The sequence below is a fragment of the Aequorivita sp. IT1183 genome (assembly GCF_058068265.1).
In genome coordinates this window covers 408,911-429,450 of the sequence record NZ_JBYRHS010000002.1, presented here as the reverse complement: position 1 = coordinate 429,450, position 20,540 = coordinate 408,911, and the positions used below count along the sequence as shown (strand labels likewise).

Genomic DNA, 20,540 nt, shown 5'->3' with positions numbered 1-20,540 from the left:
GTTTTAATTTTCAGGTTTCATACATACATATTTAAGCTTCACTTTGCGTTTGTTGCCGAAAGAAACAAGGAAAAGTAGGCTGCCGCTGAAGGTGTTTTTATATTCAACCGAAAACAATTTTCCGGTTTCACATTTATCCTTTAAAACACGGAAAGTAATATCGTCTGTAGTTATTCCAGCTTTTATAACGGTATCCAGCTCAAACACCATTTTATCTCTGTACCAATCATCTCGCGTCATTTCATCCGGCGGCATGGGAGCTCCTTTAGTGCTTACAATTCGAACCGAATAACAGGATGTTAAAAGGCAAAAAGTAAAAACGAGCAATAGCATTTTCACTGAAATTTTACATAATGGTTCCATACAGTAACTATTAAAAGATTAAAATTGGGGAGGGGATAGCTTTATTATGCTGAATGAGTGGCGTTTATAAAATTATGATTTTTTTCTGAAAGCATCGCCTTTTACAATCCTTATTTTGAAATAGCTATTCTGTATTAGAGCAGATTTAAAAACTTTCGTAATATAAATTGTGCTCCTTTAAGTCTGCGTATATTTGTACAACATCATTATTTAGAAAAAAATGGACTACACTGCAAAAATGCTGCGTGACGACGCATTAAAAGGAAAAACAATAGTAGTAACTGGCGGCGGAAGCGGCCTTGGTAAAGCAATGACGACCTACTTTTTAGAATTGGGCGCCAATGTGGTTATTACTTCGCGAAATATAGAAAAACTACAATCCGTAAAAAAAGAACTTGAAGAATCTACCGGCGGAAAAGTATTGCCCGTGCAATGCGATGTTCGTAATTATGACGAAGTAGAAGCAATGGTTGAAGCTTCGGTAAAAGAATTTGGTAGCGTTGATGTTCTTTTGAATAACGCTGCAGGCAACTTTATTTCACCAACCGAAAGACTTTCTGCAAATGCTTTCGACACTATAATCGACATTGTTTTAAAAGGAACAAAAAACTGTACACTCGCTTTCGGAAAACATTGGATAGATAAAAAAGAAATCAATAAAACCGTTTTAAATATTGTTACAACTTATGCTTTTACAGGCTCAGCTTATGTTGTGCCAAGTGCAACGGCAAAAGCTGGCGTGTTGGCAATGACGCGCTCTTTGGCGGTAGAATGGGCAAAATACGGCATTCGTTTTAATGCGATTGCTCCGGGTCCATTCCCAACAAAAGGAGCTTGGGACAGATTACTTCCGGGCGATTTAAAAGAAAAATTCGATCCTGCTAAAAAAGTACCGGTAAAACGTGTTGGCGAACACCAAGAATTGGCTAATCTCGCCGCTTATTTAGTTTCAGACTTTTCAGCATACATTAACGGCGAAGTAGTAGTTATTGACGGTGGCGAATGGTTAAAAGGCGCAGGCCAAATGAATCAGCTGGAAGAAGTACCTCAAAAAATGTGGGATATGCTTGAAGAAATGATTCGTTCACAAAAATCCAAGTAAAAAACTCCAAATAAAACTAAAAATGGTTCCTCCCCTTTTTTTTAAGGGGAGGTGTCAAAATAATAGGTTTCTGCATTTGCCAGAAACCTAATTATTTTGAAGGAGGGGTTCCTGTTAACAAAAATGATTTTCTATCCTCATAATTAATTGTACTTTTATCTGCTAAAATCTCAAGCAAATTAATGGGTAAAATAATTGCAATTGCAAACCAAAAAGGAGGCGTAGGCAAGACCACGACCTCAGTAAATTTAGCAGCCTCTTTAGGCGTTCTTGAGAAAAAAGTACTGCTCATAGACGCAGATCCGCAGGCAAATGCTACCTCGGGATTGGGTGTAGATGTAGAAGGCGTTGAAATTGGCACATACCAATTACTTGAGCACAGTGCTACTGCAAAGGATGCTATAATTTCCACAAATTCACCAAACCTAGATTTAATACCATCGCACATAGATTTGGTGGCTATTGAAATTGAATTGGTAGATGTAGAAAACCGCGAATATATGCTGAAAAAGGCCATTGAAGACCTAAAAGCAGATTATGATTATATACTTATAGATTGCGCCCCATCATTGGGTTTATTAACACTGAATGCATTAACGGCAGCAGATTCTGTAATTATCCCAATTCAATGTGAATACTTTGCTTTGGAAGGTCTTGGAAAGCTTTTAAATACGATTAAAAGCGTTCAGAAAATCCACAATCCAAACCTAGATATTGAAGGCTTGTTGCTAACAATGTACGATCAGCGTTTACGCCTTTCAAACCAAGTTGTTGATGAGGTTAAAAAGCATTTTGATGAAATGGTTTTTGAAACAATCATTCAACGCAATGTACGTTTAAGTGAAGCGCCCAGTTATGGCGAAAGCATTATTAGTTACGATGCTTCCAGCAAAGGAGCCGATAATTATTTAAGCCTTGCGCACGAATTAATTAAGAAAAACGAAAAAGAATAAATGGCGAAAGCGACCAAAAAACAAGCCTTAGGCCGCGGACTTTCAGCTTTGTTGAAAGACCCGTCCAATGATATAAAATCTGTAGCAGACAAAAATGCCGACAAAGTTGTTGGGAGTATTGTCGAGCTAGATTTGGGAAGTATTGAAGTAAACCCTTTTCAGCCGCGAACCAGTTTTAATGAAGAATCGCTTCGCGAATTGGCTTCGTCTATTAGAGAACTTGGCGTAATTCAGCCAATAACGGTTCGTAAATTAGATTTCAATAAATACCAATTAGTAAGTGGGGAACGTCGTTTCCGTGCTTCAAAATTGGTGGGTTTAGAAACCATTCCAGCATACATTCGTATTGCAAATGACCAAGAGTCTTTAGAAATGGCTTTGGTTGAAAATATTCAGAGGCAAGATTTAGATCCTATTGAAATTGCACTTTCGTACCAACGATTAATTGAAGAAATTAGCGTTACTCAGGAAGAACTGAGCGACAGAGTAGGGAAGAACCGTTCCACAATCGCTAACTATCTGCGTTTGCTGAAATTAGATCCTATTATCCAAACCGGAATGCGCGATGGTTTCATTACAATGGGGCACGGTAGAGCGTTGATAAATGTTGACGATTTAAGCGATCAGCTTGATATTTACGAAAAGATTTTAAGTCAGAATCTCTCTGTTCGCGACACAGAAGCTTTGGTTCGAAATTTTAAAAATCCCAATCAAAAAGCGGCTCCACAGAAACCGGCAGCTCCAACTTTCGCCAAAAAAGCAAAAAAAGAGTTAACAGATCTTTTTGAAACTTCAGTTGATGTAAAGGTTACAAAATCTGGTAAAGGTCAATTGGTTGTTCCTTTTAAAAGTCAAGAAGACTTCGAACGTATTTTGAAGCTCATAAAAAGTGAAAAGTAATTTCCTATATATTTTATTTCTAATCTTCGCTACATCAATGTTTGCGCAGACTCCTGATTCTTTGACTGTAAAAAAGGAAGAAAGGGTAATTGTTGTAAACGATACTATTTTGCCACAGGAAGAATACCAGCCACTGGCTCCGGCCAAAGCTGCATTTTATTCTGCCGTGTTGCCAGGACTGGGGCAGGCTTACAATAAAAAATACTGGAAAATTCCAGTTATTTATGCCGGAATGGCAACAGGAGTTTATTTTTATAAGCAACAAGATGATGAATACCAACGCTTCAGAAATGCTTATAAACGCAGACTTGCGGGTTTTAGCGATGATGAATTTCAAGGAATATCAGACGACCGTTTGATAAACGCTCAAAAATCTGCACAAAAAAACAAAGGCCTTAGCGTAATTGTAACTGTTGTATTTTATTTGTTGAACGTTGTAGATGCCAATGTAGATGCGCATCTTAAACAATATGAAGTGAGTGAAGATCTATCGTTCGAGCCTAATTTTGATTACAATCAATTTACGGCAAAACCGCAGTATGGAATGTCGTTAACCTATCGTTTCAAATAAATTTACTATGAAAATAGCACTCTTAGGTTATGGGAAAATGGGTAAAATCATTGAAAAGATAGCTTTGGAAAAAGGTCATGAAATTGTTTTTAAAAGCAGCAGCAATTCTTCCGAAGGAAATCTTGAAGATGCAGAGGTTGCTATTGAATTTTCTTCTCCAGAGGCTGCCATTGCAAATATTTCAAAGGCATTTGAAGCCGGTATTCCGATAATTTCGGGCACTACTGGTTGGCTGGACAGTTATGATGAAATGGTAAATTTATGTGAAAAGCGTAACGGAAGTTTCATTTATGCGTCCAACTTCAGTGTTGGAGTAAATCTCTTTTTCAGTATAAATGAATACGCTGCAAAGTTGATGGCACCTTGGAAGGAATACAATGTTTCGGTAGAGGAAATTCATCACCTTGAAAAGAAGGATGCGCCAAGCGGGACAGCAATTACTATTGCTGAAGGAATTTTAAAATACAGTGATAAAAAGGATTGGAAACTAAATACTTCAGATAAAAATAGTTTGAAGATATCCGCTAAAAGAGAAAAGGACGTAAAAGGAACACATGTAGTTTCGTATGATTCTGAGATAGACGCTATATCGTTTAAACACGAAGCACACAGTCGCGAAGGTTTTGCAAAAGGTGCTATTTTAGCCGCAGAATTTTTAAAGGATAATAAAGGTGTTTTTACGATGAAAGATGTTTTGGGAATTTAAACGTAAACATCAATAAAGAATAAAAAATAGTAATAAAGAATAAAACGATGAGTTGGACAGAATGGTTTATATTTTTTTTGATAGTTCAGGTAATCCATTTTGCTGGAACATGGAAGTTATATCAAATAGCAGGTAGAAAAGCTTGGGAGGCCGCTGTGCCAGTTTACAATTCGGTGGTTTTAATGAAGATTATTAATCGTCCGTGGTGGTGGACGATTTTACTTTTTGTTCCAATTGTAAACTTAATTATGTTTCCAGTTGTATGGGTGGAAACATTGCGCAGTTTTGGTCGCAATTCTACAACCGATACTATTTTGGGGATTGTAACTTTTGGCCTTTATATTTATTACATCAACTACACACAAAAGGTTACGTATATAGCAGATAGGAGCCTAAAGCCCCGCACTTCTACTGGCGAGTGGGTTAGTTCTATTCTTTTTGCCGTGGTTGCTGCAACCATTGTGCATACGTATTTTATGCAGCCTTTTACCATTCCAACTTCTTCGTTGGAAAAAACACTTTTGGTTGGCGATTTCCTTTTTGTGAGCAAATTCCACTACGGGGCTCGCACGCCTATGACCCCTGTATCGTTTCCTATGGTTCACGATACTATTCCTGTGGTTCATAAAAAATCTTATCTGCCAGAGCCTCAAATACCATATTTCAGAATTCCAGGTTTTCAAGATATAAAGCATAATGATATTGTAGTTTTCAACTGGCCTGTAGATACGGTGAATGCTTTTCAGCAGTACGGCGATGGTAAATATTATTATAAACCAATCGACAAAAAATCTAATTATGTTAAGCGTTGTGTTGGGCTTCCGGGCGATTCATTGGAAGTACGCGATGGCTATGTATATATAAACGGAAAAAAGAATGAGTTGCCAGATAGAGCGCGACTTCAATTTTCTTATGACGTTCAAGTAAGCGGCCAGCTAAATCCTGAAATGTTGCATAATCGTTATGACATTACCGACCGTTATGGTTTTGGAAACAACACATATCGTTTTGGTGCAATCTCGGACGAATCTTTGAATATGCTGAAAAATAACCCAAATGTGGTTAGTGTTTCTCGTCTTAGAAGTGAAAAAGGTGAATGGAACGAAGGTATTTTTCCAAACAATCAAAATTATCCTTGGAATAACGATTTCTTCGGACCTATGTATATTCCGAAGAAAGGCGCAACAGTTGCCATCACTCCCGAAACATTGCCACTGTACAAACGCGTAATTGAAGTTTACGAAGGAAGTGAGATTGGCATAGAAAACAAAATCACCCAATCTGGAACTGAAATTTTATTGAACGGAAAAGCTATTACAGATTATACTTTTAAAATGGATTACTACTGGATGATGGGGGATAACCGCAACAACAGTGAAGATGCTCGTACTTGGGGTTTTGTGCCTTTTAACCACGTGGTAGGGAAACCTGTTTTTGTGTGGATGAGCTGGGATGGAATCAATAAAAGAGTACGTTGGGAACGCCTTTTCACAACCGTTGGTGGTAGCGGAAAACCAGTTTCATATTTAATGTATTTTGTAATTGTTTTAATAGGTTGGTTCGCTTTTGATTTTTTCAGAAAAAAGAAAAAAGGAACTAAAAAGTAAAAGCCCTGTCTGTTCGAGCGCAGTCGAGAACTATTAGCGCAGTCGAAACTAATTAGGTTTCGACTGCGCTAAACCGGACAATTTATGTTCGATTATTCAGGAATTAATCTAAATATTCCTTGCCCTTCTACAGCTATATAAATTAACCCATCGGGACCTATTTTTACATTGCGTACGCGACCTATATCTTGCGCGATTTTTTCACGGTTTATTACTTTTTCACCATCAAGGGTAAGCAATTCCACATAAGCAAATTTCAACGAGCCCACTAATAACTTGCCTTTCCATTGTGGGTATTTATCGCCTGTTACAAACGCCATCCCACAAGGTGCAATTGATGGAACCCAATAATAAACAGGTGGCTCAATTCCTTCTTTTGTAGTTTCATCAGTAATTTTTGTACCGCTGTAATTTACTCCATAAGTAACCGTCATCCAGCCGTAATTAGCGCCTTTTTTAACGATGTTTATTTCGTCGCCTCCTTTTGGTCCGTGCTCGTGCATCCAGATTTTCCCGGTTTCGGGATGTTTCGCCATGCCTTGTGGATTTCGGTTTCCGTAGGTGTAAATTGCTTTTTTAGCATTTGGTTCGTTGTAAAAAGGATTGTCTGTTGGGATGCTGCCGTCATCATTCAACCTGTAAATCTTTCCGCCATCACGTGTTATATCTTGCGGATTTACTTCTCGTTCGCCACGTTCGCCGACTGAGAAATACACAAATCCATCATTATCAAATTCTATCCGTGACCCAAAATGTTGCCCAGCAGTAGTATTGGGTGTCGCTTTATAAAGTGTTTCAATATTTATAAGCGAATTGCCTTCTAATTTACACCGCATTAAAGCTGTGTGGCCACCATTACCCGGACCTTCTTCTGAAGCATACGTAATATAAATCCACCCATTTACTTTATAGTTGGGATGCAATTCAATATCGAGTAAACCACCTTGTCCACTATTGTAAACCTTTGGTACGTTTGCTATCGCGGTCTTTTCGCCATTTTTAAAATGAATTAATCTACCTTCTTTTTCCGTAATGAGTATGCTGCCATCGGGAAGCCAAGTCATTCCCCATGGGTTATTGAGGTCTTTAACTACTTCTTCAATTTTATAGGTTTGCGGCTCTGTTTTTAGTGCTACATCGCTTTTCTTTTTCTGCTGAGCACAGGAAGTGAAAAAAACAAAAACGGTGGCCAAAAAAATATACTTTTTCATATCTATTCATTTTATCTAAAGATATTAAAGCTAAAAGATATTTTCAAAAAATCATTTCTAATTCCGCCGTTTAAAATACGTCACGTAAAAATCCTTTGAAGTTTGAAAAATTATTGTAACTTTTTAAACTCCTCAAAATAGAATTCCCCTTTATTTAATTAGCTCATTTTCAGAAGAATACACTTTTAGTAGTGCTTCAATCAGTCTGCAACTATTTATTTAAGTTGCTGTTTTTAAGCGATATATGCTTGATGTGTGATTTTTAAATTAAATAAATGAATCAATTTTTTCAAATAACCTAATACCCAATAATATGGATCCAATTAAAAAACTGGTGGTTTATGGCAAAAAGGAAACCGATGATGAAGGAGCTGTAGTTTATAATTTACAGGCAAGCAATAGAGATGTTTCTAACCAACACGAAATACATCTGGAGGCTAATGATAAGTTGCTGGAGTTAGTTCTTGACGATGGCACCACTTGGATGTGCGATGCCTCCACGATGCACGAAGTATTTCCTGAGCTCGATCCAGCATTGAAACCGCCCGGAAGTCGCGATTTACATTCAGATGTTTTTGTACTGCCACATTCTGTGGAAGCGCCTTCAACAGAAAGGGGAATAATAGGAAAAATTGCACTAAAACTTTTGAAAGTTTTAGCAAAAAAAACCATAAGCAAAGGCGTGGCAGATCTTTCAAAAAAACTGGAAGACAAACATTTGCAAAATGAAATTGACCCTACCGTAATTCCAAAAGACTTTCTGGCTACTGGAGCGGCTTTATTTACTGTAGATTCAAATTTTAAATTCGGAACCTTTGACGGTAAAGCTTCTAGCAGTCCGTTTTTTCTATTTATACACGGTACAAATTCAGACACATTTGGGGCCTTTCAAGATTTAAAAGCTACTCCTGTTTGGAGCACGCTTCACCAACTTTACGGTAAAAATGTACTCGCATTTCAGCACAGAACACTTACTGAAAGTCCGTTGGAGAATGTTGTGAAACTCGCTCAAATGCTCCCCGATAATTCTGTGGTGCATATGCTCACCCATTCTAGAGGAGGAATTGTAGGCGACATTTTAAATAAATACAGTAATAGTAACGACGAAATTTCCATTGGGTTTAATAATCGCCACATTGCGTTACTTGAAAAGGAAGGCGACAGGCAAGCTGATATTGATAATATAGAAGCACTTAATAAAATATTTAAGGATAAAAAGATTACCGTTGCCAAGTTTATTAGGGTAGGCTGTCCCGCGGCAGGAACCAAATTGGCTTCAAAAAGATTAGATCATATTCTAAACGTATTCTTCAATTTATTGAATGTTGTAGGAGGTGCATTTGGAGATATTCTGAAAGAACTCCTCTCAGCAGCCGTAGAAAGTAAAGACGATATAAACGTACTTCCGGGCTTGGAGGCGCAAAGACCAGAATCGCCCTTTATAAAAATCTTGAACGATCCCGCCCCAGAATCTGCTATTGACGGTAAGCCGTTGGCAATTATTTCGGGGAACGGAAGAGTAAGTTTTTCAGGACAGGGACTTTTTGTAATCTTAGGAAAATTGTTCTATTGGCAGCGTAATGATTTGGTTGTGAATACAGATTCCATGTATTTGGGTGCAAAACGCAAAAACAATATTCAGTATTTCTTTGACCAAGGTGCAGAGGTAAATCACGTAAAATATTTTATAAATGATAAAACGCGGGAAGCGATAGAGCTAGTGCTTAAAACTGCCGAAGGTCAATTGATACCCGGCTTTAAATCTATACCACAAAGTCAAATTCCCGGCAGCGATAGAGCACTTTTGGAATGTGGCGAATTGTATCCTTCCGAATTGCCACCTTCAGGCTTAAAGCCTATCGTGATTATGCTTCCCGGAATTATGGGTTCCAACCTTTCACAAAAAGACAAGGAAATATGGCTTCATTACGGCCGTATTCTTTCCGGTGGATTGATAAATCTTGGGTATTCCAATGTTAACAAGATTGTGGCAGATTCTGTTGTAAAAACTTCGTATTACAAACTTTATAAATGGTTATCTGCTAAATATGATGTGGTTGTTTATCCTTTTGATTGGCGCAAACCATTGCCTGAATGTGCGAGTGAATTCAATACAAAAATTAAAAGTTTGCTTAAAATTGGGCAACCTATAAAAATTATTGGACACTCCATGGGTGGACTTTTGGTGCGCGATTTTATTCTGAATCACGATGATACTTGGCAAGATTTAAAAGCTTCAAAAGGTTTTAGAATACTCTATTTGGGATCGCCTCTTGGTGGTTCATTTAGAATTCCTACTGTTTTGTTTGGGGAAGACGCCATTATTAAAAAGCTGAGCAAATTAGATCTTTTCCATACTAAAGAAGGACTGCTTAAAATGTTCTCTAAACTTCCGGGGCTATTGGCTTTGTTGCCTTTAACTACTGATGCTAAGAATGATTTTGCGAAAATGGAAACTTGGGAAAATATGCGGAAATACTTCGGAAAACCAGATTGGCCACTTCCGCTTAAATCAGATTTAGAATATTTCAAAAATTACCGCGATAATATATTGAAGAAAAGGGACGAAATAGATTATTCAAGTATGGTATATATTGCTGGAAAAGATAAAATGACTCCTTGTGGTTATTACCTTGATGAAATTCCTCCGAAAAAACAACTCTATTTCCTTTACACCAGTGAAGGCGATCAAAGTGTAACTTGGGCATTGGGCATACCAAAACAGCTTGTTGAAAGCAATGACGTTTATTATTCAACTGTTACTCACGGTGCACTGGCTAACGAACCCGATATGTTTAATGCCATAGAAGAAATACTTTCAACAGGGCAAACAAAATTACTTCGTAATACAAAACCACTTTTACGTGGCGAAGAAAAAATATTTAGAGCAGAACCAGACATTGATTTTGACCTTTCAGAAACTGGATTAGAAAGAACAATCCTAGGACTTGACGAAGAAACAGAAGCAGTTAGCAGCCAAATTCCGGTAACGGTAAGCGTAAGTAATGGCGATTTATTGTACTCTTCATACCCAATTATAGCCGGTCATTTTTTAAATGATGGAGTACTTTATGCCGAAAGGTCCATAGATAATTATCTCGCCGGTAGCCTAACTTCCAAACATAGATTGGGACTTTATCCGGGTGAAATTGGCACCAATGCAGTTTTCCACAAGATGGAAGGTAGCGATCTTGAAGGTGCCATTATAGTTGGGCTGGGAGAGCCAGACCAACTAACCTCTTTTCAATTGTCGAAATCTGTAGAGCAAGGAGTATTAAATTATTTGCTTAGCATTCGTGGTGCGGCAATTCCTAAAAAAGGGATTGGCGTTTCCTCTTTAATTGTGGCCACTGGTTATGGAGGGCTTTCTGTTGAAGGTTCTCTTAAAGCCATTATTGACGGGGTAAACCGTGCAAACGACAAAGTAAAAATGTTGTCTGATGAAGGGTATAGAACCGTTCAAAATATTGAAATTATTGAACTTTACGCAGACAGAGCTTTAAACTGTATGTATGTGCTCAATAAAATAGCCAATAAGGAAAATTCAACTTACAATATAATTATAGGTAATAAACGAATTAAAAATTTATTGGGAATTCAAAAAAGAACGCCACTAGACACATCTGAAGGATGGTGGAACCGAATTACCATAAAATATAAAGCGGCTAATGAGCAAACGGGCGAACCTGCAAGTATGGTTTTTGGTTCATCTACGGGCGATTCCAGAGAAGAAGAAAATGAACTTTTCAGCAGTACACCGCTAATAGACTTATTTATTTCTGAAGTTTCCAGCAGCAACCAATGGTCTGCTTGCACTGCCAAAACGCTCTTCGAGTTATTAATTCCAAATAATTTAAAAGAGAAACTAAAACGAAAAGGAAATATTTCGTGGATTCTCGATGCTAAAACTGCTTCCTATCCTTGGGAACTGCTTCAAGATAATACTACCAATTCTAAACCATTATGCATAAATGCGGGAATGATACGGCAACTATCCACAAAAGATTATAGAATTAATATTAAACGAGTTGCCAATAAAGGAGCTTTAATAATTGCAGATCCTATATTAGATGGTTTTATCTCTCAATTGCCCGGTGCAAAAGAAGAAGGAATAATGGTGAAAGATACTTTGGAAAACGTGGGTTATCCTACAACCGAACTTATAGGTTCTAATGCCGAAAGCATTGTCAAGAATTTTTTCTGTAACGATTATACCATAATACATTTAGCCGGTCACGGAGTTTTCAATCCAAAATCTCCACGACAATCTGGAATGGTTATCGGGAAGGATATTTTTCTTACTGTATTCGAAATTCAACAGATGCCAGTGGTGCCAGAACTCGTTTTTGTAAACTGCTGCCACCTTGGATATAGCAATGCCGAAGATGAAAGATTTTATCGCAATCGCTACAAACTGGCGGCAAATATCGGCACCGAATTAATTAGCATAGGTGTAAAAGCTGTAATAGCTGCTGGATGGGCAGTGAACGATGCCGCGGCGCTAGATTTTGCGCAGGTTTTTTACAGCAGTATGTTCTCTGGCGATAATTTTGGCGATGCCGTAAAAAATGCGCGTAATTTTATTTATGAAAAACACCCAGGTAACAATACGTGGGGTGCATATCAATGTTATGGAGATCCGTTCTTTAAACTAAAAGGAATATCTGGCAGTAAAGGTTCTTGGTCGCCAAGTTATATTGTGCCACAAGAGGCCGAAATTCATCTCGATAATCTGCTCAATCAATTACAAATGGCAACTAGTGCAGATAATGACCATTTGGCTGAATTGGATATTATTATGACGGCGGTAGATAGGGACGTTTTTAGAACTCCGCAAATTATTGAAAGAGTATCGAAAATTTACCAAGAACTAGCTATGTACGTTGAAGCTGTCGCAAATTATGAAGAGCTTTTAAAAAGAGAAAATGCTGAATTCTCATTTTCCTGTATGGAAAAATATTGCAACACGCGCTCAAAGTTGTATATCAAGGAAATTTTCGAAAATGAAAATGTTACTCCAGATTTGATAGCGGCGGCGTATAAAAACAGCGAACGTGTAATTAACGAGCTTGATATATTGCTTTTTGCGGGCAATACTGCGGAGCGTCACAATCTCTTGGGAAGTGCCTACAAACGTTTGGCCCTGCTTGCACCAGATAGTAAGAAACGAACAACTGCCTATAAAAATGCAATTTCTCATTACGAAAGAGCATATGAAAATGACGGTAACACAAACAAAATTTACTCGCTTGTAAATTCTATAGAAATCGCGTGTTTATTGGCTTTTAGTGGTACTACAAATCACGGAAGTGAATTTACAATAGATAAAGAAAAATATAAACTTAGATCGGTTATCGATGCTCAACAGCTACTTGAAGAGCAGCAAAATAATTTAAATGAAAAATCTGAGGCTGAAGATCTTGACTATTGGGATATGATCGCATTTTTGAATATAGATTTGTGCCTGCTCTTAATTCTTGAAGATGAAAAAATTGATAACAAATGGGATGAGGTTAATCAGAATTTTAAGAAAATCTGGCGAAAAGCAGGTTCCAAAGCAAAAAAGGTAGCAGAATTAGAGCATCTCGATTTTTTAACCAAATCAATTAATATTGAGGCCGGTGCCAAAGGAGAAGACTATAAGCCGAATAAAGATTTAGAAACCCGTATAAACGAATTAAGAACTGCCCTAAGTGGAATACGGAAAAAAATAAAGTCTGAAGCTGAACTAAAAGAAAAGCCAGATAAATCGGCACCAGACAAACCTAAAAAATAGTTGTAACATTCTTTTTTCAAATAAAGGTGTCTAAAAAGTATTAACCAAAACTAGAAGTTCTCGACTGCGTCAGAACCGACAGAAATACTACTTTTTAAACACCTTTTTCATTTATAAGGAAATCCTATTGGCATTATCTTTCCACAAATATTACCTTTAGCAAAATTTCTATTTATGGAAGAAGAATATAAAGCGATTGTCAATGAGAATTTTGAATTTTCATTGAATTCGAAAGATTTGGAAACACTCGATGTAATTTCCGATACAGATAAATCCAATATTATAATTAACAATAAATCCATTTCTGTTGAAACCCTTCACTCAGATTTTAATAAAAAAACATATACTGTTTCAATTAATGGTAACCGCTATCAAGTTAAGATAGAAAACCAACTTGACGCCCTTATTTCCAAAATGGGACTTTCGTTGGGGAATGTTTCGGAGAAAGACGAAGTGCATGCTCCAATGCCGGGCTTAATTTTAGAGGTAAATGTTTTTGCGGGAGATACTATAAAAAAAGGTGATTTTCTCTGCGTTTTGGAAGCGATGAAAATGGAAAACACTTTAACCGCACCCCGCGACGGGATTATCAAATCAGTAAATATTTCCAAAGGTGAAACTGTAGATAAAGGAGCTTTGTTAATTGAATTTGAAAAAAATGATTAAAAAAATATTAATTGCCAACCGAGGCGAAATAGCTTTGCGAATAATGAAAACCGCCCGTAATATGGGCATTAAAACGGTTGCAGTTTATTCCGAAGCAGATAGAAATGCACCGCACGTAAAATTTGCCGATGAAGCTGTTTGCATAGGTCCACCACCATCAAACGAATCGTATTTGTTGGGGGATAAAATTATAAAAGTTGCAATGGAGCTGAACGTGGATGCTATCCATCCCGGCTACGGATTTTTGAGTGAAAATGCAGATTTCGGCGAACTTGTTGAAAAAAGTGGAATGCTTTTTATCGGTCCAAAGTCGCATGCCATTCGTATTATGGGAAGCAAACTTGCGGCAAAAGACGCCGTAAAAGAATACAACATTCCCATGGTTCCGGGAACTGCTGAAGCCATTACTGATGTTAATGCAGCCAAGGAAATTGCCAAAGAAATAGGCTTCCCAATTTTAATAAAAGCTTCTGCCGGCGGTGGCGGAAAAGGAATGCGCATCGTTGAAAATTCAGAAGAATTTGAAGACCAAATGAAACGCGCTATCAGTGAAGCTGAAAATGCTTTTGGCGACGGCTCGGTTTTTATTGAAAAATATGTTACTTCACCAAGGCACATTGAAATTCAAATTTTGGCAGACAATTTTGGAAACACGGTTCATCTTTTCGAACGCGAATGCAGCATTCAGCGTCGTCACCAAAAAGTTGTGGAAGAAGCTCCATCGTCAGTATTAACGCCAGAATTGCGCCAACAAATGGGCGAGGCAGCCGTGAAAGTTGCAAAAGCATGCGATTATGTGGGCGCTGGAACGGTAGAATTTCTTTTGGATGATGAACTCAATTTCTACTTCCTCGAAATGAACACCCGCCTTCAAGTTGAGCACCCCGTTACCGAACTTATTACTGGGCTCGATTTGGTTGAACAACAGATAAAAGTTGCCAATAATGAAAAACTTTCCTTTTCGCAGGAAGATTTAAAAATTAAAGGACACGCTTTTGAAGTTCGTGTATATGCGGAAGATTCTCTTAATAATTTTATGCCGAGCGTCGGTAAATTAGAAGTTTATCGTCCGCCGAGCGGGAAAAATATACGTGTTGATGATGGATTTACTGAAGGAATGCAAGTTCCAATTCAGTACGATCCGATGCTTTCTAAATTGATTACCTACGGAAAAGATAGAAATGAGGCGATGCAAATAATGCTGGAAGCAATTTCAGAATACCATATTGAAGGCGTAAGTACAACGCTTCCTTTTGGAAAATTCGTCTTTGAACACGAAGCCTTCCGAAGCGGAAATTTCGATACAAATTTTGTAAAGAAATACTATTCCGAAGAAAAGTTAAATGCAATCAATGAAAAAGAAGCAAAGGTTGCGGCGCTTTTCGCATTAAAACAATATTTAAAAGATTCAGAAAAGCTTCGATTACCTATTAACTAAAACCTTTGTGAACCTCTGCGGTTCTCTGTACCACTCTGCGTAATTGCGATTTCACAGAGTGGCACAGAGAAAAACAAAGAGTTACGCGGAGAAATAAGTAAAACTATGACCGACAACAATAAAAAACTGCACCAAATTATTTCCGAAGCAAAAATGGGCGGCGGAGAAAAACGAATTGCAAAACAGCACGAAAAGAAAAAACTTACCGCTCGCGAACGCGTGGAATACCTACTCGATGAAGGTTCTTTTGAAGAAATGGGCATTCTCGTAACCCACCGAACCACCGATTTTGATATGCAAAAAGAAGTGTATTACGGCGATGGCGTTGTTACCGGTTACGGTACAATTAACTCGCGTTTGGTGTATGTTTTCGCACAAGATTTCACGGTTTTTGGCGGTGCGCTTTCTGAAACACATGCCGAGAAAATTTGTAAAATAATGGATCACGCGGTGAGTGTTGGCGCTCCAATTATCGGTTTAAACGATTCTGGTGGCGCACGTATTCAGGAAGGTGTGCGGTCTTTGGGTGGTTATGCAGATATTTTTTACAGAAATGTACAAGCTTCGGGCGTAATTCCGCAGATTTCGGCAATTATGGGGCCATGTGCTGGAGGGGCAGTTTATTCTCCGGCGATGACCGATTTCACATTAATGGTGCAAGACAGTAGTTATATGTTTGTAACGGGCCCAAGTGTTGTAAAGACCGTTACCAATGAAAATGTTACTTCCGAAGAATTGGGTGGCGCGCGAACACACGCAACTAAAAGCGGTGTGACGCACTTTACAGCTTCAAACGACATTGTGTGTTTAGAACAGATTAAAACCTTGCTAAGCTACCTTCCCCAGAATAACAAAATGGTTACAGATAAACTACCTTTTGAAACGGGTGATGAATTTAGGGAAGAATTGGAAACTATTATTCCAGATTCTGCAAACAAACCCTACGATATGCACGACGTTATTAAGGGGATTATAGACCAAGATTCCTTTTTTGAAGTACATAAAGATTACGCAGATAATATTATTGTTGGTTTTGCTAGATTGGGAGGCAGAAGCATTGGTATTGTTGCAAATCAGCCAATGAGTTTGGCGGGTGTTTTGGACGTGGACAGTTCTAAAAAAGGCGCGCGTTTTACTCGCTTTTGCGATTGTTTTAATATCCCTCTTTTGGTTTTGGTGGATGTACCTGGCTTTCTTCCGGGAACCGATCAAGAATGGAATGGTATTATTTTAAATGGTGCAAAACTGCTTTATGCTTTAAGCGAAGCAACTGTGCCGCGAGTTACAGTAATTACTCGAAAGGCATACGGTGGCGCGTACGATGTTATGAACAGCAAACACATTGGCGCAGATATGAATTACGCTTGGCCAACTGCGGAAATTGCGGTAATGGGAGCAAAGGGAGCAAGTGAAATTATTTTCAAAAAAGAAATCGCTGCTTCTGAAAATCCTGAATTAAAGCTTTCAGAAAAAGAAGCTGAATATGCCGAAAAATTTGCCAATCCCTTTAAAGCTGCGCAACGCGGATTTATTGATGAGGTTATTCAACCTAGGGAAACACGCCGAAAATTGCTGAAGACTTTCGCAATGTTAGAAACCAAAGATGCGCCACGACCTAATAGAAAACATGGGAACATTCCTCTATAATAGTAGCAAAAGGAACTAATTTGAAAACTCTTTAAAAATAATATAAATCCCCATTAGTAGCACAAACCAACCAAATCCTTTTTTGAGCTTTTTGCCATCAACAAAGGTATTTAGTTTAATTCCTATAAATATTCCGACGACTGAAATCGCGGTAAAAGTTAATAGGAATTTCCAATGAATTTCAAGAGTTGAAAGGTCGCCAGTAAAGCCCACCAACGAGTTTACGGCTATAATAAGCAATGAGGTTGCCACAGCTTTTTTCATTGGTATTTTGGCCAATAAAACCAAAGCTGGAATAATTAAAAATCCACCGCCAGCGCCCACTGCGCCAGTTACAAAACCTAGAAAAATTCCTTGGAGAATAATTAATGGATAGTTGTATGAAACTTTTGCACCAGTTTCTGGCTCGGGCCTTTTGTTTACAATCATTGTAATAGAAGCTGCGAGCATAACTATTGCAAAAAACAACATTATTGCAATGTCCTTTGTAAGCGTAAAATTGCCTAAAACCCATATGTTTTCAGGAATTGCAGGAAGCACAAATCTTCTTGTTAAATACACAGAAATAAAGGCTGGAGTAGCAAAAATAAAAGCTGTTTTAAAATCGACTAGCTTTTTTTTCATATTGCGAATAGCGCCTACTAGTGCCGAAATTCCTACTACAAATAGCGAATATGCAGTTGCTACAACTGGATTTAATGCAAAAAGATAAACTAGTACCGGAACAGTTAAGATTGATCCACCACCGCCTATTAGACCAAGAACTACACCAACCATAAGTGCGCCAAAGTAACCTAATATTTCAGTGAATTCCATAAAAGGATTTTATTTTTAGAATGTTTACTACAAGGTTAACCATTATTTTAAAAAATTGAAGGTTACTTTTTGTTGAATTTTTACTTTTTGTGAAGATTAAAAGTTCATTAGTTTTTCCAATTGATATTAATCATAGAAATTAATGAGGAGTATTAATACTTTACCTCCCAATAAATTGGCAGTAATATTTAAATATGGCGATTGAAAATTTTGATATTCAGGGTCTCTCTGATTCTGAGGTAGTAGCTGCACGTGAAAAATTTGGTGTAAACGTTCTTGAATCCAAGAAAAGGAATCCGTTTTTTGAAGCAGTAAAGGGGCTAATAAAAGAACCAATGGTTATTTTGTTATTGGTTGCCGCTACGCTGTATTTTTTTACGGGAAATACGGGTGACGGAATTTTTCTCGCAGCGGCAATTCTTTTAGTTGCTGCAATATCCCTCTATCAAGATGCTAAAACGCACGATGCACTAGACAAGCTGAAAGAACTTTCACAACCAAATTGCAAGGTAATTCGGAATGGAATTGTGGTGGAAATAAAAAGTCAAGACGTTGTAGTTGGCGATTTTTTAATGGTGGAAGAAGGTGCCACAATAGTTGCAGATGGAACTATTGTTCATTCCAATGATTTCTCGGTTAACGAATCCATTTTGACGGGGGAATCCTTTTCGGTAGAAAAAAATGCCACTTCTGAAGACAATAAAATATTTATGGGCACCCAAGTTGGGGGCGGACTCGCAATTGCTGAAATATCTGCCGTTGGAAATCAAACAAAGGTTGGAAAAATAGGTAAAAGCATTGAAGAAATTTCTACCGAAAAATCCACATTAGAACTTCAAATAAACAATTTTGTGAAGAAGATGGTAATTGCGGGAGCGATTATTTTTTTATTGGTTTGGGGAATTAATTACTTCAACTCTGGAGATGTTTTGGACAGTCTTTTAAAAGCACTCACACTTGCAATGAGCGTTTTGCCAGAAGAAATTCCTGTTGCTTTTACCACATTTATGGCGCTTGGTGCGTGGCGACTTATGAATATGGGCGTGATCGTAAAACAGATGAAAACTGTAGAATCATTAGGAAGTGCCACGGTAATTTGTGTAGATAAAACTGGTACAATTACAGAAAACAAAATGACTCTCGATAGGTTTTATACCTTAGAAACTGATAAAATTACTTCGATTGAAGAAACCCTTTCTGTTAGTGAAAAAGCGCTAACCACAATTGCAATGTGGGCGAGTGAGCCTATTCCTTTCGATACGATGGAGCAGTCGCTGCACAAGTTTTACGGTTCCATTGTTAAAAAAGATGAAAGGCCAAATTTTAAAATGGTTCATGAATATCCGTTGAGCGGTAAACCCCCAATGATGACCCATATTTTTGAAAATGAATCGGGTAATCGTATAATTGCTGCAAAAGGCGCACCCGAGGCATTGATTGCTGTTTCAAATTTAAGTGAAGTACAAAAGGAACTTCTCAAACAAAAAATAGAGATTTTGGCTACCCAAGGGTATCGTGTTTTGGGGGTTGGAACTTCGCATTTTGAAGGAACCAATTGGCCCAAAAAGCAGCAAGATTTTAAATTTGAGTTTAAGGGATTAATCGGTTTTTATGATCCTCCAAAGAAAAACATTTCAAAGGTGTTTCAAGATTTTTACAATGCGGGAATAGAAGTAAAAATTATTACTGGAGATATCGCTGAAACTACTGCTGCCATTGCTAAAAAAGTGAATTTCAGAGGTTCCGAAGAAGTTGTTTCGGGCGATGAACTTGTGAAATTGAATACTGCTGAACTGCAGAAAATTACTTCAGAAAGAAACATATTTGCACGAATGTTTCCCGAAGCAAAGTTGAAAATAATCAATTCCCTTAAAGCACAAGGTCACATCGTGGCTATGACTGGCGATGGCGTTAATGATGGTCCCGCGCTAAAAGCTGCTAATATTGGCGTGGCGATGGGAAAAAAGGGAACTGAAATAGCAAAACAATCTGCGTCGCTCATACTTGTAGACGACGATCTTTCCAAGATGGTAGCGGCAGTGGCGATGGGTAGAAAAATCTATTCAAATTTAAAAAAAGCCATTCAATATATAATTTCAATACATATTCCTATTATTCTTACTGTCTTTATTCCACTAGTGTTGGGATGGGTTTACCCCAATATTTTCACACCAGTACACGTTATTTTGTTGGAGCTAATAATGGGACCAACTTGTTCTATAGTCTACGAAAACGAACCGCTGGAAAAGAATTCCATGCTTCAAAAACCGAGACCTTTTTCTAGTACGTTTTTCAATTGGAATGAACTTTTTACAAGTATAATTCAAGGATTGGTAATAACTGCAGCTATACTCATTGTTTACCAAATTGCGGTCAATAACGGCGCCAATGAAGCGGTTACTCGCACAATGGTATTTACGGCACTAATAAGCGCAAACATTGCTTTAACATTCGTAAACCGTTCTTTTATAAATTCAATTTTCACCACTTTTAAATACAAAAATAACTTGGTGCCTATTATCATTGGAATAACCGCAGGTATAACTTTGGCGCTTCTTTTTATACCATCATTTACTAGATTTTTTCAATTTGAAAGACTTGGTCTAAATCAGTTAAGCATTAGCGTTGGGATTGGTTTTTTAAGCGCGTTATGGTACGAAATAGTAAAATGGTGGAAACGTCAACAACTCGCGAATAATTCTAACTTAACACAATAGTGTGTGTTAAGTTATTGGGAAACAATGTTTAAATGATTTTTGTCATTCCGTAGAATTTATATTCAAG

14 protein-coding genes are annotated in these 20,540 nt (G+C 37.7%); 11 read left to right on the top strand and 3 right to left on the bottom strand.

Annotated elements, in window-relative coordinates; translation table 11 throughout:
- Positions 1 to 3 precede the first annotated feature (3 nt).
- Positions 4 to 363 carry a hypothetical protein gene (locus AC3RVF_RS04835; RefSeq protein ID WP_489690832.1) on the bottom strand — a complete coding sequence of 120 codons (360 nt, stop codon included), beginning with the start codon at positions 361 to 363 and terminating at the stop codon, positions 4 to 6.
- A 220-nt stretch (positions 364 to 583) separates the two neighbouring features.
- Between AC3RVF_RS04835 and AC3RVF_RS04830 the strand changes: the two genes are divergently transcribed.
- From AC3RVF_RS04830 to lepB, 6 genes are all read left to right on the top strand, one after another.
- Positions 584 to 1,465 (top strand): SDR family oxidoreductase, encoded by an 882-nt coding sequence (locus tag AC3RVF_RS04830; RefSeq protein ID WP_489690833.1) that lies wholly within the window; start codon positions 584 to 586, stop codon positions 1,463 to 1,465.
- Positions 1,466 to 1,647: 182 nt separating this feature from the next.
- Entirely contained in the window at positions 1,648 to 2,418 is a 771-nt protein-coding gene (locus AC3RVF_RS04825; protein WP_489690834.1) for a ParA family protein, read from the top strand.
- On the top strand, positions 2,419 to 3,318 hold the full coding sequence (locus tag AC3RVF_RS04820) for a ParB/RepB/Spo0J family partition protein (protein WP_489690835.1): 900 nt from the start codon (positions 2,419 to 2,421) through the stop codon (positions 3,316 to 3,318).
- Positions 3,308 to 3,889, top strand: a complete 582-nt coding sequence (locus AC3RVF_RS04815) for a DUF5683 domain-containing protein (RefSeq protein WP_489690836.1) — start codon at positions 3,308 to 3,310, stop codon at positions 3,887 to 3,889. The genes AC3RVF_RS04820 and AC3RVF_RS04815 overlap by 11 nt, the downstream gene beginning before the upstream one ends.
- A gap of 7 nt (positions 3,890 to 3,896) precedes the next feature.
- Positions 3,897 to 4,595, top strand: a complete 699-nt coding sequence (dapB, locus tag AC3RVF_RS04810) for a 4-hydroxy-tetrahydrodipicolinate reductase (RefSeq protein ID WP_489690837.1) — start codon at positions 3,897 to 3,899, stop codon at positions 4,593 to 4,595.
- Positions 4,596 to 4,642: 47 nt separating this feature from the next.
- The gene (lepB, locus tag AC3RVF_RS04805; RefSeq protein WP_489690838.1) at positions 4,643 to 6,202 is read left to right on the top strand and encodes a signal peptidase I; all 1,560 of its coding nucleotides are present in this window, start codon (positions 4,643 to 4,645) and stop codon (positions 6,200 to 6,202) included.
- A 92-nt stretch (positions 6,203 to 6,294) separates the two neighbouring features.
- Here the strand turns inward: lepB and AC3RVF_RS04800 are convergent, their stop codons facing one another.
- Positions 6,295 to 7,413: a PQQ-dependent sugar dehydrogenase gene (locus tag AC3RVF_RS04800; protein ID WP_489690839.1), complete on the bottom strand. Its 1,119-nt coding sequence runs from the start codon at positions 7,411 to 7,413 to the stop codon at positions 6,295 to 6,297.
- Positions 7,414 to 7,726: 313 nt separating this feature from the next.
- On the opposite strand from AC3RVF_RS04800, the gene AC3RVF_RS04795 reads away from it, so the two are divergent.
- The 4 genes from AC3RVF_RS04795 to AC3RVF_RS04780 all read left to right on the top strand — a co-directional run bounded on the left by AC3RVF_RS04795 (position 7,727) and on the right by AC3RVF_RS04780 (position 16,940).
- Positions 7,727 to 13,189 (top strand): DUF7379 domain-containing protein, encoded by a 5,463-nt coding sequence (locus AC3RVF_RS04795; RefSeq protein ID WP_489692903.1) that lies wholly within the window; start codon positions 7,727 to 7,729, stop codon positions 13,187 to 13,189.
- A 174-nt stretch (positions 13,190 to 13,363) separates the two neighbouring features.
- Positions 13,364 to 13,855, top strand: a complete 492-nt coding sequence (locus AC3RVF_RS04790; RefSeq protein ID WP_489690841.1) for an acyl-CoA carboxylase biotin carboxyl carrier protein subunit — start codon at positions 13,364 to 13,366, stop codon at positions 13,853 to 13,855.
- Positions 13,851 to 15,293, top strand: coding sequence for an acetyl-CoA carboxylase biotin carboxylase subunit (gene accC / locus AC3RVF_RS04785; protein ID WP_489691204.1), 1,443 nt, complete (start codon positions 13,851 to 13,853; stop codon positions 15,291 to 15,293). Before AC3RVF_RS04790 ends, accC begins: the two co-directional genes overlap by 5 nt.
- 105 nt (positions 15,294 to 15,398) lie before the next feature.
- On the top strand, positions 15,399 to 16,940 hold the full coding sequence (locus AC3RVF_RS04780; protein WP_489692902.1) for an acyl-CoA carboxylase subunit beta: 1,542 nt from the start codon (positions 15,399 to 15,401) through the stop codon (positions 16,938 to 16,940).
- Between the two features lie 15 nt (positions 16,941 to 16,955).
- Here the strand turns inward: AC3RVF_RS04780 and AC3RVF_RS04775 are convergent, their stop codons facing one another.
- Positions 16,956 to 17,756, bottom strand: a complete 801-nt coding sequence (locus tag AC3RVF_RS04775; RefSeq protein ID WP_489690843.1) for a sulfite exporter TauE/SafE family protein — start codon at positions 17,754 to 17,756, stop codon at positions 16,956 to 16,958.
- Positions 17,757 to 17,950: 194 nt separating this feature from the next.
- On the opposite strand from AC3RVF_RS04775, the gene AC3RVF_RS04770 reads away from it, so the two are divergent.
- On the top strand, positions 17,951 to 20,473 hold the full coding sequence (locus AC3RVF_RS04770) for a cation-translocating P-type ATPase (RefSeq protein WP_489692901.1): 2,523 nt from the start codon (positions 17,951 to 17,953) through the stop codon (positions 20,471 to 20,473).
- The last annotated feature ends 67 nt before the right edge of the window (positions 20,474 to 20,540 follow it).